Annotated in this window: 23 protein-coding genes; 10 read left to right on the top strand and 13 right to left on the bottom strand. The window is 51.8% G+C overall.

Features of this window, described 5'->3' with window-relative positions; genetic code table 11:
- Positions 1–240: 240 nt before the first annotated feature.
- From ACO0K3_RS11745 to ACO0K3_RS11760, 4 genes are all read right to left on the bottom strand, one after another.
- Entirely contained in the window at positions 241–555 is a 315-nt protein-coding gene (locus tag ACO0K3_RS11745) for a metal-sensitive transcriptional regulator (protein ID WP_422984782.1), read from the bottom strand.
- A 102-nt stretch (positions 556–657) separates the two neighbouring features.
- On the bottom strand, positions 658–2,115 hold the full coding sequence (locus ACO0K3_RS11750) for a sensor histidine kinase (protein WP_422984784.1): 1,458 nt from the start codon (positions 2,113–2,115) through the stop codon (positions 658–660).
- Positions 2,116–2,134: 19 nt separating this feature from the next.
- On the bottom strand, positions 2,135–3,211 hold the full coding sequence (locus tag ACO0K3_RS11755; protein ID WP_422984786.1) for a GNAT family N-acetyltransferase: 1,077 nt from the start codon (positions 3,209–3,211) through the stop codon (positions 2,135–2,137).
- A gap of 33 nt (positions 3,212–3,244) precedes the next feature.
- Complete coding sequence (locus ACO0K3_RS11760) at positions 3,245–3,919, bottom strand: response regulator (RefSeq protein WP_422955177.1); 675 nt, start codon at positions 3,917–3,919, stop codon at positions 3,245–3,247.
- Positions 3,920–4,233: 314 nt separating this feature from the next.
- On the opposite strand from ACO0K3_RS11760, the gene ACO0K3_RS11765 reads away from it, so the two are divergent.
- The 7 genes from ACO0K3_RS11765 to ACO0K3_RS11795 all read left to right on the top strand — a co-directional run bounded on the left by ACO0K3_RS11765 (position 4,234) and on the right by ACO0K3_RS11795 (position 14,983).
- Positions 4,234–5,205: a Bug family tripartite tricarboxylate transporter substrate binding protein gene (locus tag ACO0K3_RS11765; protein WP_422984788.1), complete on the top strand. Its 972-nt coding sequence runs from the start codon at positions 4,234–4,236 to the stop codon at positions 5,203–5,205.
- A gap of 119 nt (positions 5,206–5,324) precedes the next feature.
- Positions 5,325–6,425 (top strand): ABC transporter substrate-binding protein, encoded by a 1,101-nt coding sequence (locus ACO0K3_RS11770; RefSeq protein ID WP_422959338.1) that lies wholly within the window; start codon positions 5,325–5,327, stop codon positions 6,423–6,425.
- A gap of 210 nt (positions 6,426–6,635) precedes the next feature.
- The gene (locus ACO0K3_RS11775) at positions 6,636–8,414 is read left to right on the top strand and encodes an ABC transporter permease (RefSeq protein WP_422984790.1); all 1,779 of its coding nucleotides are present in this window, start codon (positions 6,636–6,638) and stop codon (positions 8,412–8,414) included.
- A gap of 78 nt (positions 8,415–8,492) precedes the next feature.
- Positions 8,493–9,563, top strand: a complete 1,071-nt coding sequence (locus tag ACO0K3_RS11780; RefSeq protein ID WP_422984792.1) for an ABC transporter ATP-binding protein — start codon at positions 8,493–8,495, stop codon at positions 9,561–9,563.
- 231 nt (positions 9,564–9,794) lie between these two features.
- Positions 9,795–10,835 (top strand): AbrB family transcriptional regulator, encoded by a 1,041-nt coding sequence (locus tag ACO0K3_RS11785; protein ID WP_422984794.1) that lies wholly within the window; start codon positions 9,795–9,797, stop codon positions 10,833–10,835.
- Between the two features lie 84 nt (positions 10,836–10,919).
- A complete protein-coding gene (locus ACO0K3_RS11790; protein WP_422984796.1) occupies positions 10,920–13,889 on the top strand; it encodes a bifunctional diguanylate cyclase/phosphodiesterase in 2,970 nt (989 codons plus the stop codon).
- A gap of 14 nt (positions 13,890–13,903) precedes the next feature.
- The gene (locus ACO0K3_RS11795) at positions 13,904–14,983 is read left to right on the top strand and encodes an HDOD domain-containing protein (RefSeq protein ID WP_422984798.1); all 1,080 of its coding nucleotides are present in this window, start codon (positions 13,904–13,906) and stop codon (positions 14,981–14,983) included.
- On the opposite strand, the gene ACO0K3_RS11800 is transcribed toward ACO0K3_RS11795, so the two are convergent.
- The 4 genes from ACO0K3_RS11800 to ACO0K3_RS11815 form a co-directional block, all read right to left on the bottom strand.
- A complete protein-coding gene (locus ACO0K3_RS11800; protein ID WP_422984800.1) occupies positions 14,980–15,864 on the bottom strand; it encodes a Dyp-type peroxidase in 885 nt (294 codons plus the stop codon). The two genes, ACO0K3_RS11795 and ACO0K3_RS11800, sit on opposite strands and share 4 nt — an antisense overlap.
- A 120-nt stretch (positions 15,865–15,984) precedes the next feature.
- Entirely contained in the window at positions 15,985–16,440 is a 456-nt protein-coding gene (locus tag ACO0K3_RS11805) for a GNAT family N-acetyltransferase (protein WP_422984801.1), read from the bottom strand.
- A gap of 4 nt (positions 16,441–16,444) precedes the next feature.
- The gene (locus ACO0K3_RS11810; protein ID WP_422984803.1) at positions 16,445–16,978 is read right to left on the bottom strand and encodes a hypothetical protein; all 534 of its coding nucleotides are present in this window, start codon (positions 16,976–16,978) and stop codon (positions 16,445–16,447) included.
- Between the two features lie 81 nt (positions 16,979–17,059).
- Positions 17,060–17,551, bottom strand: coding sequence for an asparaginase domain-containing protein (locus tag ACO0K3_RS11815; protein WP_422984859.1), 492 nt, complete (start codon positions 17,549–17,551; stop codon positions 17,060–17,062).
- Positions 17,552–17,774: 223 nt separating this feature from the next.
- On the opposite strand from ACO0K3_RS11815, the gene ACO0K3_RS11820 reads away from it, so the two are divergent.
- The 3 genes from ACO0K3_RS11820 (at position 17,775) to ACO0K3_RS11830 (ending at position 21,040) form a co-directional block, all read left to right on the top strand.
- Complete coding sequence (locus ACO0K3_RS11820; protein WP_422984805.1) at positions 17,775–18,551, top strand: L-asparaginase; 777 nt, start codon at positions 17,775–17,777, stop codon at positions 18,549–18,551.
- Between the two features lie 172 nt (positions 18,552–18,723).
- Positions 18,724–19,536: a substrate-binding periplasmic protein gene (locus ACO0K3_RS11825; protein ID WP_422984807.1), complete on the top strand. Its 813-nt coding sequence runs from the start codon at positions 18,724–18,726 to the stop codon at positions 19,534–19,536.
- 118 nt (positions 19,537–19,654) lie between these two features.
- The gene (locus ACO0K3_RS11830; protein ID WP_422984809.1) at positions 19,655–21,040 is read left to right on the top strand and encodes a M20/M25/M40 family metallo-hydrolase; all 1,386 of its coding nucleotides are present in this window, start codon (positions 19,655–19,657) and stop codon (positions 21,038–21,040) included.
- 192 nt (positions 21,041–21,232) lie between these two features.
- Here the strand turns inward: ACO0K3_RS11830 and ACO0K3_RS11835 are convergent, their stop codons facing one another.
- From ACO0K3_RS11835 to ACO0K3_RS11855, 5 genes are all read right to left on the bottom strand, one after another.
- On the bottom strand, positions 21,233–21,673 hold the full coding sequence (locus ACO0K3_RS11835) for a DUF3592 domain-containing protein (protein ID WP_422984811.1): 441 nt from the start codon (positions 21,671–21,673) through the stop codon (positions 21,233–21,235).
- A 245-nt stretch (positions 21,674–21,918) separates the two neighbouring features.
- Entirely contained in the window at positions 21,919–22,371 is a 453-nt protein-coding gene (locus tag ACO0K3_RS11840) for a GFA family protein (protein WP_422984813.1), read from the bottom strand.
- A gap of 139 nt (positions 22,372–22,510) precedes the next feature.
- On the bottom strand, positions 22,511–22,981 hold the full coding sequence (locus ACO0K3_RS11845; RefSeq protein ID WP_422984815.1) for a RidA family protein: 471 nt from the start codon (positions 22,979–22,981) through the stop codon (positions 22,511–22,513).
- 909 nt (positions 22,982–23,890) lie between these two features.
- Positions 23,891–24,115, bottom strand: coding sequence for a DUF4287 domain-containing protein (locus ACO0K3_RS11850; protein ID WP_422984817.1), 225 nt, complete (start codon positions 24,113–24,115; stop codon positions 23,891–23,893).
- Between the two features lie 105 nt (positions 24,116–24,220).
- Positions 24,221–24,829, bottom strand: coding sequence for a tetratricopeptide repeat protein (locus ACO0K3_RS11855; RefSeq protein ID WP_422984819.1), 609 nt, complete (start codon positions 24,827–24,829; stop codon positions 24,221–24,223).
- Positions 24,830–25,102: the final 273 nt, after the last annotated feature.

Raw genomic sequence — 25,102 nt, forward strand, 5'->3', positions numbered from 1 at the left:
TGAGAGCAACACTAGCGAATGTGTTGATGAGTGATGTTGAAATATTACGCTGTTGCAGACAGAGGACTAGCAACATTACTGAGAGAGAACCGGTCTGGCAACATCCAGACACTCGCAGGACGGGATGCACGGAATAGTCCGCTATCTAATGTCGCACAGCATAAGGGTAATCAGACCGGCTTATTCTGTCTCAGGCCTGGCGATCACGCCTGCAAGCCTGAGCAGACTACAAAGAATAAATCAGGCGAATTTATCCAAAAATGCAGACAAATGTTTCGCGCGATCGACCGCGTCTTCAACGCTGGCGGATTTTTCCGCATGTGTGACCATGGAACTGGTGAGCAAAGTGACGAAAGAACGATCCAGCGCCTTGCGTGCGGCCGACATTTGCTGAGCAATGCCATCGCAGTCAGCCGGTTCCGCGGCCTTGGCAATCAGTTTCTGAATGCCACGCAACTGGCCCTCTACCCGCGCCAGCCGGTGCAGCAAATCTTTCTTCTGTTGCTCGGTTAATGCGGTGCCTTGAACGATCTTAAGTGGGGGAGTATCTGCCATGGTAGTGCTCCTGCGGTTAGTTGATGTGCGGAAAGAAGATAATCTAAGTCATACTATACTGAGTATCGTACCGCATTTAAAAGCAGAACAGCAAACTAAGATTTAGCTGACGATGTACAGAGGCATCATCACAGTCAGGCGTAAACCTACCCCCTGCGCCGCCCCCTGCGTGCCATCATCGAGACGCAATTGCCCCTGATGAAGCGCCACAATATCCCGCACGATACTCAGGCCCAATCCCGCACCACCCGGGTTAATCTGACTCGACGAAGCAGCGCGGTAAAACGGTTCAAACACCTTGTCGCGCTCGCTCATGGCGATACCCGGTCCGCTGTCCTCAATCTCCAGCACGGCATAGTGCGAGCGGGACTTCACTTCGGTCCTTACCTGTATCGCAATACGTCCATGTTCCGGCGTGTAACGAATGGCGTTATCAAGCAGGTTTGTCACCATTTCATGCAGCAACAATTCCTGTCCTGGCAAAACAATATCCTGATCGGCATCGAGCGATAAATCGATATGTTTTTTTACGGCGGGCAAGGCAAGCTCGACACAAACCTGCCGCACCACCTGATTCAGAGCCACCGGGCTCATCGCCGCTTCAGCCGCGCCATGACCGGTACGGGCCAGACTCAGCAAGCGGTTTGCCAAGTGCACGGTTGCATCGGTGGTGTTGGCAATACTTTGTACGATGTGGCGCATGGCGACCACGTCATTTTCACGTAATGCGAGTTCTGCCTGTGTTTTCAGCACGGTCAGCGGCGTGCGCAACTGATGGGAGGCATCGGCAATAAAACGTTTTTGTCCGCTGATCAGAGCTTGCAAGCGCGCCATATAACCGTTCATGGCATTAATCAGCGGCCGTATCTCCTTATGTACCAGACTTGCATCAAAGTCGGATAAATCCGTAGGCTCACGAGTTTCAACTTCTTCTTTTAACTGCATCAGCGGATGTAGAACAAAACGCACCGCAACCCAGACCATTAGCGCTACCGCCAGCACCAGCGCCGCCTGTCTCAGCAGGGTATCAATCAGAATAGTACGAGACAAACCGCGTCGTGCATCCAGCGTTTCTCCAACCTCGATCAGGGCAATACCACGCATCTGATCGTCATATACTGGCTGCAACAATGCCGCAATACGGATAGGCTGCCCCTGATAATCGGCATGAAAAAAATGCACCAGCGCCGGATAAATATCTGAACGCGGTACATTTTTTGGCAGCGTCGGCAAATCTTCGTAACCCGAGACGAATTCTCCATTGACACCGGTGACTTTGTAGTAAAGCCGTCCTAATGTATCCGTCTCAAAACTATCCAGAGCCACATAGGGCACATTGGCCACGACTTTGCCATCTACAATAGCAACCCGCTCAGCCAGCGCCCGTGCAGACGAGAGCAAAGAACGGTCATAGGCAAGATCAGCGGCATCCAGTGCATTGCGATAAACAGAAAAGGCATTCAGCGCGACCAGAATGACCAGAGGTATGAGTAGCCAGCGCAGAAACTGGCCACGCAAACTGCCTACGGTATCGGTCTTTCCCGGGAAGAGCCAGCGCATGAAAATGGATACTCCCGGTTCAGGACTTATTGTGGTGGGAATTATTTTTATAAGACTTGATCTTCTGACCCAGGCTCGAATCACGCAGTGCCCAGCGCGTACGCAGATAAGCGTGCTTCGCCTGCCGGAGCAGGTCAGGATTACTGATCGCCCCCTCACACAAAGCGACAGTGCTAGTCGCAAAGCGCGTCTTATACGGCTGCTCGCCACGACCGAGATCAATCACGCTCAAACCTGTTTCCTGCGCATGACTGGCGCACTCTTTCAGCAAGATCAGACCCGCTGAATACACCGCATAATCAAGCCGGTACCACGGAAACCAAAAATGCAGCACCTTCCCCGCACGCATGCCAAAATGTGCCGCGATTAATTCGTCGCCGACATGCAACGTCGATAACATACCGCCGAAATCTGCCGTACTACGGGCACGAATCTGATCCAGCATTTGTCTGACCCAAGGAATCGCAAAAGTATCGCGCCCCTCACCGAGGGTGCGAATATATTGCGCCGACTTACCTTGCAAAAGCTGCTCATAATCCTGATCGCTGAAACTTTGCAGTGTAAAGCGTAACTCGCCGCGCTCCCGTAAAAGCTTTCTTTCCATCTGCTTAATGGTTTTCAAGACACCGGCCTGCTTCACGTTTTGCAAGCTTGCCAGTCGTCCGGCGTATGCCTCAAAACCACCGTCGAGATCCAGCACTTGCGAACGACTGTGCTGCCAAGCATACGAGCTAAAGTCCTGGCGCGTTTGCGGCATATGATCAAAGCCCATATAACGCGCCCCCATCGCCCGCAATAAGGGCCCGGCTGGCAGCCGTACACCAGACGCCGTAACAGGCCCCTGATAATCCGCCAGGAATAAACCCAGCGGGCGGGCATGCAAGGCGTCTAAGCGGTGAAACGGTAAAAATCCCACCACTTGTCCACCATCTTCACACACCACAAGCCGCGTATCGTCCCGGACGTCCGCAGCAATCTGGGTAAAAGCAGGATGATAATAAGGACTCTGATATTGTTTGGTCGCCATCCGCAGCTCATGCCAGCGAGCAATCAGCGTTGTGTCGAGTTCTTTACCGTGGATCAGGCTGTATTTCATTTCAGTATTAGTAAGGTGACCGGGAGCAGGTATTCAACGTACTTCAAGCAAATATCCTATCCCGCGTAAAGTTGTGATTGCCACACTACCGGCACTGACTGCTTCTAGTTTTTTTCGTAGGCGATGGATATAGATTTCTATCGCATCCAGGTTTGCTTCATCGTCTAAAGCGAATACTTCATCGAATAATTTTTCCTTGGAGACGGCTTGTCCACGGCGTGTGATCAGCGCCTCCAGCACCGCATGCTCTCTTGGTGTCAGGGACAACGAGGCTGCATCATACGAGAATAAACGGGTGACGGTATCAAAACTCAGTGCACCACAGGTCAGGGTTACGGCTTCGTTCCCCTGAGAACGACGCAGCAAGGCTTTGACGCGGGCCTCGAGTTCTTCGAGTTCAAACGGCTTCGCCATATAATCGTCGGCACCCAGATTCAGCCCCTGTACACGATCATGCAAACCGCCACGTGCTGTAAGTATCAGCACCGGCGTTTTGCTGCCGCGCGCGCGCATACGCTTGAGTACGTCGAGTCCGTCCATTTTAGGCAAAGTCAGATCGAGTATCACCAAGGCGTATTCCTGCGTGTGCAATAAGGCATCCGCATCCGCGCCATTCATCGCGCACTCGACGGTCAGATGCGCGTCGCGCAGTGCTTTGGCAAGCCAGCGGGACAGTTCTACATGGTCTTCGACGAGCAGGATGCGCATGTTGAATACTAAAAACAGGTGAAAGAGAGTCATTTCTGTTCTACATGATGCAATGCCCGGACGGCAAAACGCGGGCAACAACACGAATGACAAGAAATGGAATAAGAGCGACTGCGTCTTTTTTATGATACAGAACTTCTGCGCCGTAACTCCACTGAAATTTATCTCCGATACGCTTTGTTGATGCTGCATTGCACCCGCTTGCCACAGATATCGGATGAAAGCTTACTGAAAGACTGGAACGCGTACACTCTGCTGCGAACTTAAAAATTGCCTTTGCTGTGACTAGTGTGATCCAACTTACGTCTGCCAACATGCCTCTATCAGCATCAAAATTTGTAGTATCACTGACCGGTTGCCTATTCGGCCTGCTGGCGGCACAGGCAGTTGCGGGTGTGCCGGTACCTGCGCAGTGCATCGTACCGGCAAAACCTGGCGGCGGCATGGATCAGACCTGCAAACTCGCACAAAAAGCGCTGGGTGCACATGCGCTGCAAGTTAGCTATATGCCCGGCGGCGTCGGTGCCGTCGCGTGGACCTCGATCATTACCCAGCGCAGTGCCGAAGCAAATACTCTGGTCGCCTACTCTGGCGGCTCCCTGCTGAATCTGGCAGAAGGCAAATTCGGCAAATCGACGACCGGCAATGTACGCTGGGTAGCAGGCATCGGTACCGACTACGGCATGATCGCGGTACGTAGCGACTCTCCATACAAAAACCTGCGCGAGCTGATGGCCGCCATTAAAGATAAGCCGTCACAAGTTTCCATCGGCGCCGGCGGCACTATCGGCAGCCAGGACTGGTTAAAAATGGCGCAAATTGCCAAACAATCGAATGTAGATCCTAAATCGCTGCGCTTGGTGGCATTTGAAGGCGGCGGCGAATCCTTTACCGCGCTGCTGGCCGGACATGTTCAAGCGGTATCCGGTGATGCCTCAGAAGCCAGTCTGCATGCGGTAGGCGACAAAATCCGGGTGCTCGCTGTGCTCTCTGATGCACGCCTGCCAGGTGCGCTGGCGAACGTGCCGACAGCGCATGAGCAAGGCTACGACGTGACCTGGCCTATCATTCGCGGTGTGTACATGGGACCGCAGGTCAGCGACGCTGACTACAAAAAATGGGTTAATGTATTTCAACATGCCATGGCACAGCCGGGCTTTGATGAAGACCGTAAATTACACGGCCTTTATCCGTTTGCGATGACAGGTCAGGACTTGACGAATTATATTGATAAGGCCGTCATCAATTATCGCCAGCAGGCGAAAGAATTTGGTTTAGTGCGTTGATTTAGTAAATCGGTTCCGCAGATAGCGTCGTATGAGGTAATTTCGTACGGAAAAATCTGACGGGAACCGAGTTAATTTGTTTCATCAGTTTTTATAAAAAACAACATTGGAGAAGACACATGATGTCAAAAAAATGGATTGTCGCCAGCATCGCGAGTATCGGTCTGGGCTTAGCGGGTTTCAGTATTGCGCAGGTACCGGCAGGTTATCCGGCGGATTACAGCAAGATCATTGATGCGGCAAAAAAAGAAGGCAAAATCGTTATCTACAGCGCGACGGATACCAAAGCGGTCGAACCTCTGATTAAAGATTTCAAAAGTATGTATCCTGAAGTTCAGGTCGAGTACAACGACATGAATTCGACTGAGGTTTACAACCGCTATATTTCCGAAATGGCTGCTGGCGGTAATAGCGCTGACGTAATGTGGTCATCCGCCATGGATTTACAAACCAAACTGGTCTCCGACGGCTATGGCTTGCAATACAAATCGCCAGAAGTCAGCGGTATTCCGCAATGGGCTGTCTGGAACGACTCTGCTTACGGCACCACATTTGAACCAGCCGTCTTTGTGTACAACAAGCGTCTGGTCAGTGCCGATGAAGTCCCGAAAACGCATGCCGAATTTGCCAAACTGATCAATTCTAAACTGGACAAATTCAAGAACAAAGTCACCACCTATGACATCGAAAAATCCGGCGTCGGTTTTATGTTTATTACGCAGGATAGCCGTGAGAACAAAGATTTTTGGGAACTGGCTAAAGCCTTCGGCGCTGCCAGCGTCCGCGTACAGTCATCCACAGGCACGATGCTGGAACGTATTTCATCTGGCGAAAACCTGATTGGCTATAACATTCTCGGCTCATACGCGCTGGTCCGTGCGGCGAAAGATCCATCGATCGGTGTTCAAATACCAAAAGATTACACCCTGGTATTATCGCGCGTCATGTTCATCAGCAAAGCCTCCAAACATGCTAATGCTGCCAAGCTCTGGCTCGATTACACCTTGTCTAAACGCGGTCAGACACTCATCGCCAATGAAGCCAAACTGTATGCGATCCGTGCCGATGTTAAAGGTGAAACGACTTCATCCGATCTAGCAAAACAAATTGGTATTGGCCTGAAACCTTTGCCGGTCAATCCTATGCTGCTGCAATATCTGGATCAGGCAAAACGTCTGGCTTTCCTGAAACAGTGGAAAGACACTGCAGGTAAAAAATAATCCTGTTTCTTTTTCGCAGCAGTCTTCCGTAGGGATTCATCCATCAGGACTGCTGCGAATCGATTTGGCATTGATACCTTATACCATTGCGCTAATCTTACTCATCTCAGGTATCCAATCTCAAAACAGGATGCCGACTTTGAGTTGATGATACGGCGCAGGTACCGTCTCTTTGCCGCTCACAGGACAGCTGATATCCATAAGGTCATTATGCAAACCCTCTCCCTCCCGCGCCATAGTAAGTGGTCGCAATTCAACTGGCCACGCGGCGTGGTCGTTGTGCTGGCCTTGCTGGCGATTTTTACGCCTCTCTCCTTAATTTTGTTCCAGAGTTTTTTATCAGCGCCCTTCTTTGCGCCGATCAAAACCTTTGGTCTGGATTCCTACCGTTTTATTTTTGATGATTCTGATTTTCGTGATGCATTCTGGAACGGTCTGATCCTGGCAACCGGTCTGGCAGTAATCGCCGTGCCGCTAGGCGGCTTGCTGGCTTTTCTGATGATACGTACCGATCTGCCTGGACGTAGCTGGATAGAGCCGGTATTACTGGTACCAATTTTTGTGTCACCGATGGTGATGGCGTTTGGCTATGTCGTGTCGATGGGCCCGGTTGGTTTTTATACCTTGTGGATCAAGCAGCTAACTGGTGTGGAGCCCTGGAATATTTACTCATTTATCAGCATCGTGATCATTGCCGGTCTGACCCACGTACCCCATGTTTATCTGTACTCGTCTGCCGCGCTGAAAAGCCTAGGTTCCGATGTGGAAGAGGCAGCACGTATCGCAGGCGCCTCGCCGTTTCAGGTGGCTCTGCATGTGTCCCTGCCGATGATCATGCCTGCACTGGCGTTTGCCGCCGTGCTGGTATTCTTCCTCGGTTTTGAAGTGTTCGGTCTGGTGCTGGTCTTGGGCGACCCTGAAGGTCATCTGGTGCTGGCGACATATCTGTATAAACTGACGAACAAGCTCGGTACACCGTCTTACCACCTGATGGCAGCTGCGGCTGTCTGTCTGGTTGCCGTTACCATGCCGCTGGTAATGGTACAGCGCTGGATGCTGAAATCAGCAAATAAATATGTGTCGATTAAAGGCAAGGGCTCACGTCAAAAACCTCTGCCGCTCGGCAAATGGAAATGGCTGGCATTTGCGGTACTGGCAGCCTGGCTGATCTTCACTGTCGTAATTCCTTTATCAGGTATCGTCTTGCGTGCGTTCGTCTCGTATTGGGGCGAAGGTGTGAAGCTTGCGGATGTGATTACGCTGCAACATTTCCGCGATATTCTTGAACAACCGTCCCTGATGCGCGGCATCCTGAATACTGTATTAATCGGCATCATCGGTGGTGGTCTGGCGGTAATTTGTTATGCCGCGATTGCTCTGGCAATGCATCGCAAACCTGACGGCATTACCCGCGTTCTCGACTACAGCGTGCTGGTTCCGCGAGCGATTCCGGGCTTGCTGGCGGGCCTCTCCTTCCTCTGGGTATTTTTGTTCGTCCCCTCGTGGCTGGAAGGTGGTTTGCAGCACTTTGATAACGTTGTCGCGACCTGGCTGATCGATAATCTGATTCCGCAATTACGTGCCTTACGTTCGACTATTTTCTCGGTCTGGCTTGCTTACTCAGTGGTTTGGATGGCATACGGTCTGCGTCTGATCTCTACCGCCTTGTTGCAAGTTGGCCCGGAACTGGAAGAAGCCGCTCGCGCCGTCGGTGCGAATCGCGGTCAGGTGACCCGTGATGTGACACTGCCGCTGGTCAAGTTCGGTCTGCTGGGTGCCTGGCTGATGGTGTTCTTGATTTTTGAACGTGAATATTCAACCGGTGTGTATTTGCTCTCACCAGGTACGGAAGTAATTGGTGCCCTGATCGTATCGCTTTGGGCGGGCGGTTCGGTTGATCTGGTAGCGGCTTTGTCCTTCATCAATATTGCGCTGGTCGCAATAGGACTGGGGCTGGCACTACGCTTTGGTGTGAAGTTAAGTCACTGATGGTGAGCTAATTTTACCGATCATCACAAACCATCAAAAAATTATTTAGAAAAATATTGAGACTACTGAGAGAACACTATGTCCGAATTAAGCGTACACGAATTGACCCTGGAATACGGCTCAGGCGCCACTGCAAACCCGATTCTCAAAGGCGTATCGATGGAGTTAAAGCGGGGTGAAGTGGTTGCCTTGCTTGGTCCGTCCGGCAGCGGAAAAACGACCTTGCTGCGCGCCGTCGCCGGCCTGGAATCACCAAAGACCGGCACCATCCATATCGGTGAGCGCAATGTCTTTGACGGTAGTAAAAACTGGGAGATGCCAGCCGAGCAGCGCAATCTGGGGCTGGTGTTTCAATCCTACGCATTGTGGCCGCACAAGACCGTGACCGACAACGTCGGTTACGGCCTGAAGCTGCGTAAAATGAATTCCAGCGACATAGCTGCCAAGGTCAAGGATGTGCTGTCACAACTCGGCCTAGGGCATCTGGGCGAACGTTTCCCGCATCAGTTGTCCGGCGGTCAGCAGCAACGCGTAGCGATTGCACGTGCGCTGGTCTACAACCCGCCAGTGATTTTGCTGGACGAACCGCTGTCAAATCTGGACGCCAAGCTGCGCGAAGAAGCCCGTGCTTTTTTACGCGAGCTGATCGTCAGGCTGAATCTGTCCGCGCTGATGGTGACGCATGATCAGGGTGAGGCAATGGCCATCTCTGACCGCATTCTCTTGCTCAACAACGGTGTCATCGAGCAGCAAGGCACGCCGCAAAGCATGTATGAAACGCCGAACACCTTGTTCACCGCTGAATTCATGGGTAGTAACAACAAGCTGCGCGGCAAAATCGTCAGCCGCGATGGCGACTTCGTCACGCTCGATGTCAATGGCAGTCAGCTCAAGGCCAGCCTACGCGGCAAGAACGTGGCCGACGATGCCACAGCAATTATCCGTCTCGAAAAAGTTCGTCTGTCCGATACCCAAACCGATAACGCCATCAAGCTGCCGCTGACTACCTGTATGTATCTGGGCGACCGCTGGGAATGTCTGTTCGGACATGCCGGTAGCGAGGGCAGCTTACGCGCTTACTCACCGTATAAGCTGGAGCAGGGTGAGTATTGGTTGCAACTGGATGCGGATAAGTTGTGGGTATATTGAGTTCTTGCTTCCGCCTCAATATCTGAAATATCAGGCAGATCAGAGCGCTGCAAATATGACTGATTTTGAGGCTGCTGCTGACCTTAATCCGCTGCGGTGCTGCCGCTCGTGTCAAATGTGTCAGATATATCTGATGTATCAGACCAGAGAATAGAAAAAAGTGCGCAGCCGCCGGTTCACTACCGGCTGGTAATCTCCACAACAACGTACTACGTTATTTAAAGATCCGTGATGCTATTCGCCTTCAGCAAAACACTACTGCTAGGCCTTGTCGCAGCCCTGATCTGCGTCTGGCTCAAGTCTCCTTTACCCTGGATGATCGGCCCGCTGCTGGCAACCGCACTATGTCGTGTGAGCGGCGCCGATTTGCGCAGCCCGCCAGCGGCACGTGCAGCCGGGCAATGGGTGATCGGTACGGCGCTTGGTCTGTATTTCACACCCGAGGTCGTGCACATCGTCAGCTCATTTGCAGCGTACATTTTGCTCGCGGTTCTGGTCGCCATCCTGATTGGCATCGTGTGCGGATGGCTGCTGCACCGGCTTAGCGGTATCGATACTTGCACCAGTTTTTTTGCGATGGCAATGGGTGGCGCGTCAGAGATGGCGAATCAGGGCGAACGCCACGGCGCTCAAGTAGACAAGGTCGCGGCAGCACATAGTTTGCGTATTATGCTCGTGGTTCTGGTGATCCCGTTCGGCTTTCGCTTGTGGGAGGTACATGGTCAGGATCCTTATGTGCAGGGCGCTAAAACGGTAGTGCTTGGTGGTCTGTTGTTACTGACGGCGGCAACGATATGCGGTGCGGTGCTGATGCGGCAATTCGACTTACCGAATGCCTGGGTCATCGGACCTTTGCTGGTGGCAACCGGATTAAGCTATGCCGAGATCAATCTGTCGGCGCTGCCACAGGCGGTCATCAATGCCGGGCAACTCCTGATTGGCATTTCGCTAGGCACCCGCTTCCATCCCAGTTTTTTAACAACCGCACCGCGTTATCTCGCCAGTGTCGCCCTATGCAGTGCGCTGGCTTTATTACTGGCAGCGCTCAGCGGTATGACGCTTGCTGCCTGGTCTGGAATCCATACCGCCACAGCCCTACTTGCCACCGCACCGGGTGGCATTGCAGAAATGTCACTGACGGCAAAAACCCTGCAACTCGGTGTGCCTATCGTAACCGCCTTCCACGTCACGCGGATGGTAGTTCTGGTGCTGAGTATCGGTCCCTTGTTTGTATTCGTACAACGCTGGACGAAGCGTAGTGCCGGCAAGTGATGATGAAATTCCGAAATTTGTTGGCTTAGACTAAGTTTGTCGCATAATGGGTGTGCGCCGTCTCACTTAACGCTTGCTTATTTCATGCTCAAGACTCCAGCATTCCAGCCGACGATTCAAAAAAAGCGTCATGCGTTCATGGGACGCTTTTTGTTATTGATCGCTGCGTATTTTTTTGCAGGACGACTTGGCTTATTGATCCCCTATGTCAATCCCAATGTCAGCCTGTTGTGGCTACCAGCTGGTATCGCCGTTGCGGGGCTCATGCGTTATGGCAACCGCATGTTATTTGCGACCTATATTGGCTCCGTCGTGCTAGAGCTCAGCGCCGGTTTCAGCATCCCGATCGCTCTGACCATGTCGCTGGGAAATACCCTGGGTCCCCTGCTGTGCACGCTGATCCTGCGTCACCTGAAATTCAACCGTCATTTTATCCGTCGTAAAGATGTCGTCTGGTTCACGCTGGCATCGATGGCAGGCATGATGGTCTCTGCAACCGGCGGCAGCCTCACGCTCTGGCGATATGGCCTGATTCAGGAAATATCCCCGGTATGGATGACCTGGTGGGCTGGCGATGTCGTAGGTACGCTGCTGATCGCACCGCTATTGCTTTCGGTATCGCTACAATCACTCGCCCTGTTGCACAACCGTGGAAAAGAGGCACTGGCTTTCATCGCGATTTTATGCGCGATCAACTGGTCGATTTTTTTAATGCCAGAGTACCAGTTGCAACTGACGTTTGTTGCCGTCGCTGCGATCGTCTGGCCAGCCTTGCGCTTTGGCGTAACCGGGGCATCGCTGACGGCACTGGCATCTTCCATATTTGCGGCCTGGGCAACCTCGACTGGTCGCGGGCCTTTTACCAGTCCTGATTTACACGGAAATCTGCTGATACTCTGGGTCTATATGACAACCATGGCAATCCTGGCGCTGCTGATCACAGCGCTGCAGGCAGAAAGTGCCAAGGCTGCACAAGAGGTAAAAGAAGCGTTTGAACGCATCAATAAAGTGGCGTCCCGCTTACCGGGCCTGGTCATGCAATACCGCATCCGGCCTGACCGCAGCGCCTGCATTCCCTATGCCAGCGATGCGATACTGAGTATCTTTGAAGTCTCGCAAGAACAGGTCGCACACGATGCATTATTCCTGTTCAAACGGGTTGATCAGCGCGATATGGAGAACGGTAAAAACGCCATTCGTGAGGCCACCAGAACCCAATCCGCATGGCAGAGTGAATTCCGCTTTCATCGTCTGGATGGCTCAGTGAGGTGGCTGTATATCGACGGCTTGCCGGAGCCTGAGCCTGACGGCGCCATGTTATGGCATTGCTTTGTGACCGATATTACTGACCGTAAGAATGCCGAAAGAGACCTCAGGATCGCCGCTTTTACCTTCGAATCACAAGAAGGCATTTTCGTCACCGACGCGCAATGGCATTTGTTGCGCGTAAATCATGCGTTCACCTTGATTACAGGATTTGACGGTAAAGAGTTATTACACCAAAAACTTCAGCACTATTACACTCAGCAGCAAAACGATCATTTCTACGACGCTGTGCTCAACTCGCTAAAACAACATCAATTCTGGCAAGGCGAACTATGGAATAAGCGTAAGAACGGCGAGATATATCCCCAGATGATCACGCTGACAGCGATCTCGGATAGTCAGGGCGAAGTCACCAACTATATCGGCTCTTTCACAGATATCAGCCGTCACAAAGGTTATGAAGCAGAAATCCGTAATCTGGCTTTCTATGATCCGCTAACGCAACTACCCAACCGGCGTCTGCTGATGGATAGGCTGCAACACCTGATCTCACGCAGCAGCCGCAGTGATACGCACAGCGCCATTCTGTTCATCGATCTGGATAACTTTAAGACCTTGAACGACACACGCGGTCATGACGCCGGCGATATTTTGCTGGTAGAAACCGCCAGCCGCCTGCAAACCTGCATGCGCGAAAGCGATACAGTCGCGCGTCTGGGCGGCGACGAATTTGTCGTCGTACTCGAAGAACTCAGTACCAGCCGCGATGAAGCAATTCAGCAAACCGACCGCATCGCTGAAAAAATCCGTCAGCTATTAAGCCTGCCTTACCAGATCATGGATTTTGAACATCACGGCTCCAGCAGCATCGGCGTCTGTCTGTTCCAAGGCAACGACATCACGGTCAAGGATTTGTTCAAGCGCGCCGACACCGCCATGTATGAGGCCAAAACATCAGGGCGAAATGCCGTGCGCTTCTTCGATCCCGCGATGCAAGCCGTGCTGGTCGTGCGCATGATGCTCGAATCCAATCTGCGTCTGGCGCTGGCAAATAATCAGTTTGAATTGTATTACCAGGTGCAGGTGAATTCTGACGGCAATCTGATCGGCGCAGAAGCGCTGCTGCGCTGGATCCATCCTGACCGCGGCTTTATCTCACCAGCAGATTTCATCCCCCTCGCAGAAGAAACCGGCCTGATTATCCCAATCGGTTTGTGGGTACTGGAAACTGCCTGCGCCCAGCTCAAACAATGGGAAAACAATGAAGACACCCGCCACCTGAGCCTGGCCGTCAACGTCAGCGCGAAGCAATTTAAGCAAGCTGATTTTGTCGATACTTTTAGCGAGATCGTATCGCGGCACGATATCGACCCGACTCGCCTGAAAATCGAACTGACCGAAAGCACCGTGCTCGACAACGTGGATGCCACAACGGAAAAAATGCATGAACTGAAAAAGCTCGGCATCTCATTCTCCATGGATGACTTTGGCACCGGCTATTCCTCACTCGCCTATCTGCAACGTCTGCCGCTGAACCAGCTCAAGATCGATCAGTCGTTTGTACGCGATTTAAGCGATGACGAAAACGACGCAACGATTGTCCGCGCCATCATCTCACTCGGAACCAATCTGGGACTGAACGTAATCGCAGAAGGCGTAGAAACCTCAGCCCAACGCAGCTTTTTGATCGAACACAACTGCTATGCATTTCAAGGCTATCTGTTCTCTAAACCCGTACCGATGGACGGCTTCCTAAAACTGCTGAAACGCCCTGAACTCTTGAAATAAAGGATCGTATTTTGGTGAGTCTGGCACATTGGATCAGGCGCTTCTTTGCGAAGGACAACGCTGCCGTCCCGTACAGAACCACCTCGGCAGACAATTCCATTGTCTCTGAACAAAATCAGGATCGAACGCATGCCCCATCAGACGCAGACTGGCATGCGCGCTACTTGGCATGGCTGTTATCTGAGCTACCCGTTGCATCCGGCATTCCCGCGCCATCGCCAAATCTCAGCACACTAAAACTCCGTTTCCAGCAGGAAGAATTGCTGGAGCAACTGCAAGAACTGCGACGTAGTAAATTTGCCGGTCAAGGCTTAATTCCACGCGTGCCCGCCGTATTGCCAGAGCTATTTAAAAGCCTGCGTGACGAAAACACTTCAAGTAAATATCTCGCCGACACCATCGCCAAAGATGTCGTGCTGGTCGCCGAAGTGCTGCAAGAGGTCAATAGTTCATATTACAACCCAACCAGTAAGATCAACAATCTGGAAAGTGCCGTCATGCTGCTAGGTCAAAATGGACTGCGCATGCTATTGGCCAAGGTATCGTTTCGCCCGATTATTCAGGTACAAACCGGAACACTGACCAAACTCCTGGCCCCCGTCATCTGGGAACAGTCCGAGCTATGCGCCAACGCAGCACGTCTGTTTGCTATCGAACACGGCAAAGATCCTTTTCCGGCTTTTCTGGCGGGCTTGCTACAAAACGTCGGTTTGATTGTCGCGCTACGCATAACCGACCGCTCCGGTCGCCAGCAAGCCTTACCAAACGATGCATGGTTTCATGCCAGACTACTCAGCGAGGCACATATTTTGTCCGGCATGATAGGTCAATATTGGGGGTTTCCAGACCAGGTCATCACCGCAATCACTGACCAGACCGGCGACCAGCACAACACCTCAACTGACCAACAAACGAACTCACTGGGAAAACTGTTACGCGACGCAGATGAACTCAGCCAGATTTGTCTCTTACAAAAATCCGGCATCGTAGAAGACGACGATGATCGTATCAGTGAGAGTTTATCGGTCAGCGCCAAACGGTGTTTACGGGCTTTAAAAAAACGGAGTGCGGCGAATACCCCTGTAGATTTTTAAGCGATGCCCAGCAACGACAAATCAACCCGTCCGTCTTTCATCGCGGGGCACCAGAAATAGCTGCCGCTTACCGGGTGGCTGAATTTGAACAGGGCGTCGACGATGCCGTCTTCGGCGCCGGACATGCGGCGTAATTGTGCTTCAAATGCATAGAACGAATTGCCGAATGAGACGAAGTTCAGGCCTGCTTTGCCTTGTTCTGTCCAGGGCATGGAGCGGCGCAGTGAGAATGCTTCCGGGGCAAAATCTTCTTGTGCTGTGCGTTTGACGTGGGCGGATTCGGGCGCGTCGTCTAGTTCTTCGTTATCGCTTTTGCGGCGGCCGATGGCATTGTCCTGATCCTCGCCGGGCATGGCATCAAATTTCTCGAACTGGTGCACCCATTGCTGCACAGCGACCATGCTGCTGCCGTCTAGCCCTGCGCCTTGCTCTTGCACGATGGCGGCGGCGAAAGCGGCGTCGTCATGGGGGTTTTCTGTGCCGTCTTCGTAGCCGGTCAGATCGCGTCCGGTGTCGTATTTGAAAGCATCTAATTGATGCTGTAACTCAAAGGCGTCTTGCAATGCGGTCTGAATGTGGCGAGCATGGTGGACCAGCGCACCGCGTTCAGGGGCGCGCAGCCAGCACCAGAGGTCGGCGGGGGTCGACGGCAGTCGGACACGGCTACCCTCTACGCCATCGAAGTTACGTAATCCATTGATCACGACACCGAGTTTATCGGCCAGATTGGCGCCGATACCCAGAACGATCTGTTCACCGTCAACGAGTTTTGTCAAAGCGGCTAATGCCTCACGTATCGCGGCGGCATCGACGTTCGCTTTGACGTGAAATGTGAGGTAGGACGCATGGGCTGGTAGCGCTTGTAGTATGCCTTTTTGCATAAAAATATTCCGTAAAAATAGATGTGGTTTTCTGGTGTGAGCGGCTGGCGGTTAGCGATTAGTAATTGGCGATTGGTAGTTAGCGACTGGTATTTAGCGTTGACAACGGCAAGCGTAAATTTATGTACGAAGTGATTGGGGAGGCCGCTGGTAATACAGGTCCCATTCGGTCTCGTGACTGAAGATAAAACCGTGCTTGCAATAGAACTGGTTTGCCTCGCTATCGCGCAAAGCACCGACATGCAAGATTGCCTCTTGCTGGTCGATGTCGCTAAAAATTTGCTGTAGCACCTGACTGCCGATTCCGCGTCCGTGAAATGCGGGATCGATGTAGAGATGGTCGAGCAAGATCCCACCTTCACAGGACTTTAATGCGACAAAGCCGACGCGTTGCTCATCGTGGATGATATGCCGGGTCGCTGCCGGACTATAGCTAGCGCGCAGGCGCTCGCGCGCACGTTGCGGGTCAAAGCGACCCAGACGTTCCAGACTCGGCTGCATGGCGCGGATACGCAGGGCGAGCAGGTCTTCAAAATCCGCTTCGCAGGCGGCGACCAATTTCACAATGCTGGACATGGATTTATTCTTCTGGCCAGGCTGCGTTGACGATGTCTTCAATGTTGTCGGTGTTGCCGATTTTTTTGATTACGTCATCCCAAGCCTGCGGTGCTGGCTTTTGGCGCGTGGTTTGTTGCGGCGGGACTTTATTAAATTGCAGGTCGTACCATTTCGGTGACTCAAGCGTCATCTTGATCGCGAATACGACGGTGCCACGGGCAACAGAGAAGGCCTGGATTTTTTTCGCGGCGGTCAATATGTCGCTCTCGACCGACTCGCTTAGCACTGGCTCCATATCAAGCCAGGCAGCGGTTTTGCCATCGTCACGGACTGCCATCACGAGGTAGCCGCTGGCGGTGTCGAGATTGGCTTTTTTTAATGCCTTCCAGATGAAAGACTGAACCTTGTTCGAGTAGCGGGCGATTTCGTCGTTCTTGATTTGTTTGGCCTGCAGCACGTCTTCTGGTTGAAAAAAATAAAGCTGACCAAAACGTACTTCTGCCGCCTGCGCCAGCGCAGCACAGGTCAGCAATACAGAGGCGAGGAGTAGTTTCATAGCGGTTCAGACGGGCTTTGGCAATTTTGATAAATGCTTGGTCAATGCTTAGTCATTGATTTATCAGTGACTAGTAAGTGACTAAGCAGGATTGGTGACGAACACACCGGCAGTGCGATTTTTCTGTACGTTGTTCCAGTTAAATACCTGTCCGTTCATGGCGACATACACGCCTGCCGGCAACAACTGTGCGACGCCGCAGGCGAAGCCGAGATTGAACAAGGCATCAGAATTGGCGATCTCGTAAGGGATCATTGCGCCGGTGAATACAATCGCTTTGTCGAGATTGGCTGCGCCTAATACTTCAGCGGTTTCGCGCATGGTGTCGGTACCGTGAATGATCACGATGGCGCGTTCAGCCGCTTGTTGGCAAGAGCTCAGAATACGCTGGCGGTCCGCGTCGACCATGTCGAGCGAATCCATGAGATGGTCGGCTTCCAGAGCCACGGGTACGGTGATCCGTGCGCGCTTGAGCACGTCGGGCAAATGGCTTTCGGCAAACCCGAGTTTGCCGGCCAGTTCATCATAATGTTTGTCGAAGGTTCCGCCGGTGGCAATGATGCGTAATGTCATGATGGTAGTTAAAAAGAATGAAGAATAAATAAAGAATACGTCGATAAAAAGTTCGTGCGCTGCCTGGTGTCGATCAGTTGTAACAATCAGCTGCGTCATTCAACACTGCCAGCAAACATTGGTCATATTGTAGCTCTGAAGTTTGCTGTCGGCGACTTGGATTTGGATTAGACTAAGACCTTATTCTTTGTTTGACCGTTTAATTTTCATCCTTCGCCGTCTCATGAAACCGATCGCTCCAGGTACTGTTATTTTTCATCGTCATCGTGGCTACGGCGTGCTGACTGCTGTCAATTTGTTGACGGGCTGGGTAGCGGCGCGCTTTGGTAATGAATCGCGTACCCTCGACCTGAATTTGTCGACGGATGAGATTCAGCATGCCGATGGCGAGGCGATTCTGTTCCGCCGGCAGCCGCCGGAGCGCATGCCGCATGCGCGTCTGATGGCGATGGTGCGCGAACTGCACGGCGCCGGTTATCAAAAACTGTATCTGTATAGCTGGCCAAAACCGTCGGGGCTGCACTGGCGCTGGCAATTATTTACCGGACCGCGGCACTGGATGCAAAGACCGTGGCGCGAGGGCTGGTATGGCTCAGGAGCTGATTACAATTTTAATCCGGTGATGGGCTGGGGTGATGCGCCAGGTGCCAGTACCGCAGAGCTGATCGCTGCGCTGGCAAAGTTCGATCCTGCTGGTCTGGCACAAGCTCTGGGACGGGATGAAGATCATACGCAGTGGTTCGCCCAAGTCTGTGATGCCTTGCTGCCGAATTATGCCTACAGTCTGGGCGCCGATACGCCGGATGCGCCTTTGCCCGTGCACTTGCCGGTGTTTGCCGTGCGTCAGCGCACACCGGATTATGCGGGTGAGCCACTGACCTGGCCCCCGGGATGGGAGCGCATCTGGGGGCCGAATGCTTTGTCCGGCCAGACCTCGCGCTACCCGGTCGTGCGGCACGATGTGCTGCCTGCGGGAATGAATCTGTCTTTATTGCCTTAGCGGCTGCTGACATATACTCCCCCTATTTATCATTAAAATAAGGCTTACTCCGCAGGTTTTATAAGGATATTGAAAATATACCCAGGGGCAGTATATTAACCCCCTTCAGCGCCGGAGCAGATCATCAGGATCTGTCTTCGTTTTTTCTTAGAAAAATCGGGTAAGCCAGACCATGACGACGACGCTCATTTCGCTACACCGCCCCTGTACTTTACCGCTGTGCTGGCTGGCAATCACACTAAGCTTGTCCGCCAGCATTCACGCACAAACCCTGGATATTTATACCGAAGACTGGCCACCGGTCAGCTATGCCAATGCGGGCAAGGCCGAGGGGATGGCCGTCGATGTGGTGCAAGCCTTGCAGGCGCGTCTAGGCAGCAACCAGCCGATTCAGGTGGTGCCATGGGCAAGAGGCTACAAAGCCGTGCTCGAAGAACCGAATGTCATGCTGTTCACCATGGGCCGCTCTGAGGAACGTGAAAAACTGGTCGTCATGCTAGGGCCGATCGCGATCTCCAATACCGCGCTGTACACCCGCAAGGGCAATGCCGCGACACTGCGCAGATTGCTCGGCAACGATTTACGCAAATACACGGTGGGCGCGTATCGCTCGAGTATTTTTGCCGATACCGCCAGAAAAAAGGGTTATCTGAATATCGATCAGGCAGCCACGCCGCATGTCATCGCCAATATGCTGTTAGCCAAGCGCTTTGATCTTTGGGTAGAGGGAAGCTTGGTGGTGCCGTCGATTTTGAAAGAAATCGGTCATGCGCCCGACGAGGTCGAACAAGTGCTGGTACTCGATAGTCTCGAATTGTATTTAGCCTTCTCCAAAAAAACACCGTCCAGCATAATCAAGGCCTGGGAAGACGCGTTGCGCTGGCTGAAAAAAGAAGGCACCTATGCCAAAATTCACCAAAAATGGTTGCCGAACGATACGCCGCCAATGGACGTGATCCGTTTAGGCACATCGGATTTGCCTTAATGCAGGCGCCGCCTTGGTTCTGGTTTAAACGGTAGTGAACCTGATCGTCACGCCATGTCCACGCAATCGTATGCCTGCTTTATCCTTGTCTATTACTGTCCCTCACTCCGGAGCTTCCATGTTGCGTTTTGCCTTACGTCCTACCGTTATCGCCAGCCTTCTAGCCTTCCCTTTATTGCCCGCCCAAGCTGACACCAATGCGCCAGCACCCGTTGCTCGTCAGCCAGCAATTGAACAGATCGTCAAAGAAATTTCTCCGGCGCGGATTAATGCGTACATCAACAAGCTCGTTAGTTTTGAAACCCGCCACACCATGTCTGACACCGTATCTGAGACTCGCGGTATTGGCGCAGCACGGCGCTGGATCAAAGCCGAACTGGAGCGCTGTGGCACGGTAAAAGGCCGCCCCGAACTGGCGGTCCGTTTTGACAGTTATATCGAACCCGCAGGCCGCCGCCTGACCCAGCCAACTGAGATCGTGAACGTCGTCGCCGAATTAAAAAGCGCCGTACCAAGCGACCGCTACTATGTGGTCAGCGGCCACTACGATTCACGGGCCACAGACGTCATGGACGCCAGCTCGTTTGCACCGGGCGCTAATGATGATGCCTCCGGCACGGCAGCCGTGATGGAAATGGCCTGTGTCATGGCGCAGGCAAATTATCCGCTTAACGCCAATCTGATCTTTATGGCTGTTGCGGGCGAAGAACAAGGTCTATTCGGCGCGGCACATTTCGCCAAGACCGCCCGCGCCAGCAAGATGAATATCGCCGGCATGTTCACCAACGACATCATCGGCAGCTCACGCGCGGACGACGGCCATCTCGATAACACCCAGGTACGCCTGTTCGCCGAAGGCATCCCCGCGCTGGCAGACATGCCCGAAGCCCTGCGCACCCTGATCAGCACCGGTGGCGAGAACGACTCGCCGTCACGCCAGCTGGCACGCCACGTCAAAGCCATCGGCGAAGCCTACGTACCCGGCTTTAAAGTCACTATCATCAACCGCCGTGACCGCTACCTGCGCGGCGGCGATCATATTCCGTTTCTCGAACAAGGCTATGCCGCATTGCGCTTTACAGAACCGAACGAAGACTTCAATCACCAGCACCAAAATGTAAGGGTAGAAAGCGGCGTCAAAATCGGCGATCTGCCCGAGTATGTCGACGTCAATTACACCGCCCAAGTCGCCAGAGTCAACGCCGCCGCCTTAGCATCGCTGGCAACCGGACCAGCAGCACCGGCACAGGTAAAAATACAAACCACCCAACTAGAAAACAGCACCAGCTTGGTCTGGCAAGCCAATCCCGAACCAGACCTGGCAGGCTACCGCATCCTCTGGCGCGAAACCACCGCAGCGAACTGGCAACACAGCGTAGACGTCGGCAACGTCACCAGTTACACAATGAAAAATGTGTCGAAGGACAATGTGTTTTTTGCGGTGCAAGCTGTGGATAAAAAGGGGAACGCCAGCGTTGCCAGTTATCCGCTGCCCTTGCGTTGAGGTTGTTGGGATTTGTCGGAATCTGTTGAAATCTGTTGTTAGAGAGGGAGTTGCATGAGTAATTTGCAACTCTCTTTTTTATTTTACGCAAGGCTTCTGGATGGATTTTTTATTAGGTTGATTAGCCTGTTTATCCGCCTATTTTTATCAGTCTATTTATCGCCTATTTATTTGTCTTTATCCAGCGGCTTACTAGACAAACCGGATGCTCGCCATCAAACAAGCCACTGTCAGAGCACCGACAATCACTGTTTTAATTAAGTTAGAACGATTAATTCCCTTGTGAAGAACGGCTACGGCTGGCTGTGAAGGATTATAGAAAGCATTGGTCTCGGTCCCCGACGCCAAGCCGCTTGTAAGGGCTAATGCTTCTTCATGGCTCAGCTGCGTTGACTCGGCGTAGGTAAAGCGATTTGATGTGTAGTTCTTACCATTAACATGATAGTCATATTCGACATTGGCGTTGTAGGCAATATCACCGTCCCCCTGATCGCGCCCCTCGATAGAAACACTTTTAATTACAGCTACCGTAGCAGGCCAAGACTGACTCTTAAGCCCACGAGAAAGCTTGAAGAGCTGCCAAAGGAATGCCATTGCACAAAAAAGGCTCAGCCAAAAGATAGGATTTTTCACGGGATCGCCTAACTTGTTTTAAATTGAAAACAACCGACGCTAACATATTTATGCAAAATAGCCACATTGTTTCCATGAGGGTAGAAGGCATATGGATATACGTTCTTACTTGTTATGTGGCGTGCACATGCTTGCGTAGCTGGAGGAAGATCATATTGAACCTAAGCGCCTCGTTGATTGGTCAAGCAAGCCGATACGATGAGGCTAATCGTATCGACGCGAGCGGTTTGAACCATATAGTAAGCTCACGCATGGTCGCTATGCCATGCAGCAATAAGGGCATCAAAATTTTCCGGATTTCCCTCATACCGGAGCGCCTTGTCATCAATATGAATCCATTCCTGCTTGCTGTCAGTCCAAATGTGCCCGCACGGTACTAAGTCTTTCGTATTGTGTAGTGTGCCGGGCTTAATACTGAGAATGTCAGACCCTAGAACCTGATGAAATACTCGTGTACCGCATACCCCGCAAAAACGACAAGACATTTTGCGGCCAGAGGGCATCTGCCTCACCCATTCTTTTAGCTCACCGCTTATAACCTCAACTTTGGCATCCTTCACCCAGAGTGCCATGCCGAATGCACTTGCCGACTGGCGCTGGCAATCCGTGCAATGGCAGGCAAACAGCGTTGCAGATGTTCCGGTAACAAGATAATTGACTGCAGCACACTGACATTGGCCGACAAACTTTTCTGTCATGATTTTTCTCTAAGTGAAAGATGCGTGAAACGCACTCTTGTTTTACATCTGTACGATGATGCGACGCTAGTCGTACCTACACGGGCTTTATGTGACAGACCCGGTGGAATGATGACTTGGGCGACGGCGCCAACATAGCTTACTCAACGGTCGCAATGAAATCAATTTCGACCGAGGCGTTCTTCGGTAGCTGATATACGCCGACTGAGGTACGTGTATGTGCGCCAGCAGGACCAAGAACATTGAATAGCACTTCAGATGCACCGTCTGCGACTTCACTCTGCTGAGTGAACTGTTTATCTGACTGTACGAACACAGTAATACGCTGAATGCCTTTCACACGTTCCAATGTGCCCAGCGACTGCTTGAGTAGCGCAAGCGCTCTCATCGCACAGACTTTGGCACCGAGCTGAGCGTGCGTCAGTGAAGTCTCGGCGCCGACAGCGCCTGTGACAATAACATCACTTCCAACTCGCGGAATTTGACCGCTGATATAGATGCGGTCACCGTCTTGCACCAAGGGAGCATAGTTGCCCCCTATCTTGATTTCGCCGTCGAAGCTGTATCCGAGTGCGGCTGCTGCCTCCACAAATTTTGTATCGCGGGACATTATTGCTCCATGAGATTTGTGAGCACGGATCCTGACGCCTGACCGTGAAATGATTGGCGCGTTACATCCGAGTCGATTGCTAAGTTATGCATCAACACCAGTTTCGCGTTTCTTTGCACCTGGAAGGCGATCTGTGAAAACGAGAAATATGACGACAGCAAATGACTAGAAAACAAAATCGTCATTGGCGATTTCCTCTCGACCGTAATGTTAATCGTCGAATCGCACCTGTGCCACTTACGACGGCAAAACTGTCAATCTATTTTCGACAGTAACCGACTCCACATGTCATGGCAGCTCAATATTGATCTGACCAATGAACGACCGTCATCGTCTGTACATTCATCTTCGATTTCGCAACCGATCATTCCTGCACATGGGTAGATACATGTCCTCCACAAATCTTCGTCGGTAACAATCGGCGTTTTTTCTATGAACAAGTGAATTTCACCGAACGCGTCCACCAACATGCACTCTACAAGGCCCGGTTGATACTCATCAACAAACCTTGTAATTTGAACGAAAACGGATGACATAGGTATTTGACGATTAAGCTTGAAGTTCAGCGACCTGCGAGGATTTTCGCGCAGATCCAGTAGCGTGGGAAGTCAGGCACCGCAGAAAAAATTACTGTCCATCAGTCCATTTGGCATTGATTACAAAAGTCGTGATTCCAGACATAAAATCTTGATCAACATCCTTGCTACATGTGAAGGTATTAAAACTGCGCTTCCAGCAGCTTTATGCCTGCCGCTCGTAAGGAGTGGCGCAATGATCAAGCAGATTCCATGTCGGCACGGAACACATAGATTCCACATCATTTGCCGGATAGTCGACTGCAGGCTTATTCCACGTGCCAGAACTATTGATTAATTTCTTGTACTTTGGGGGGAGTCCATATACGACGGGTTAGGCCGATTTTGCACGGTGGTAGGCGACCAATGCATTGGCATGGCCGTGACCAATCTCATGCTTGGTCTTGAGATGCTCAACCTGCTCCATATGTTTCTGATCCTTAATCTTATCGAGCACCTTGAACCAATGATCGACCGGCTTTCCGTACTTCTCTTCGATAGACGGGAAATAAGACGCAGGACCCTTCACAGGATTGTTTGCAGTATTCTTAGTTGCCATAGTCACTCCGTATTGGTGGCGAAGCCCGCTGAGGCCTAACGCAAAATTGAGCGGCACGCGCTTGCGCGTCCGGCGGAACGAAGTGGAGCGAACTCGAATGTCATGTTAGTGCATCTCATTGTTTTGTGCGAAGAGACGTTCATACTCTTTCCCTTTTTCCGTTTGCCCCGATTCCATATAACAGGCCGCAAGTTCACCGTATAAAAAGTAAGACGATGGGCCTTCATCGACAGAGATTTGAAACATTTTGGCCGCGTCACCATACTGTTTTTCGTCACGGAAAATATATCCTAGATCTTCCGCAATCGCGCTCTTTCTGGTGGAATTAGTCAATCCAACTTTGAGAATATCAATCCCAACAGAGGGATTTATCTTAGAGTAAAACAACTCATAAACGCCAAAACAATCGATTGGTACTGCACAGATGACGTCACCGTTAAAATTAAACGAATAATCAACTCTAAGGTTTGCCCCATCAAAAAAATATACCAAATCGTTGATTCGTTCTAATAGTGATATGTCCAAGTAACAGTCTTGGACTTTACCATCAGGAAGTATATTTTTAGCTTTTACGATATAGAACCCTTCCTCCTCCATCAAAATATCGAGAGTGAGTGGTTCGACTTCCCAGTTCGAGTAATCGCTATCTTCAGATCCGATCACGCGAAAAATACTCGTTTCAGGACATTCGACAAAGGCTTGAATAAGTTTCATTTGATCGTTTTCGGAGATACTAGAACCTAGCACTAACGTTTGAGATGAGAGGCGGCACCCGGCTTGCCGGGTGACGTCCTCTCGATTGATGGAATGGACTCCCCCGCCTTTTTGCGCGATATTAAGCGCACTGGTTCACATTGGGGATGGGGATCAGATTTCAACGCGAGGAGTCCACTATGAATGCTACTACCGTGGCCGTTGATTTGGCCAAATCTGTGTTTCAACTTGCTGTTGCCGATACGCAATGGCGTGTAATCGAACAACATCATT

Source organism: Undibacterium sp. Rencai35W, from assembly GCF_049340185.1.
In the GTDB taxonomy this organism is placed as follows: Bacteria; Pseudomonadota; Gammaproteobacteria; order Burkholderiales; family Burkholderiaceae_D; genus Undibacterium.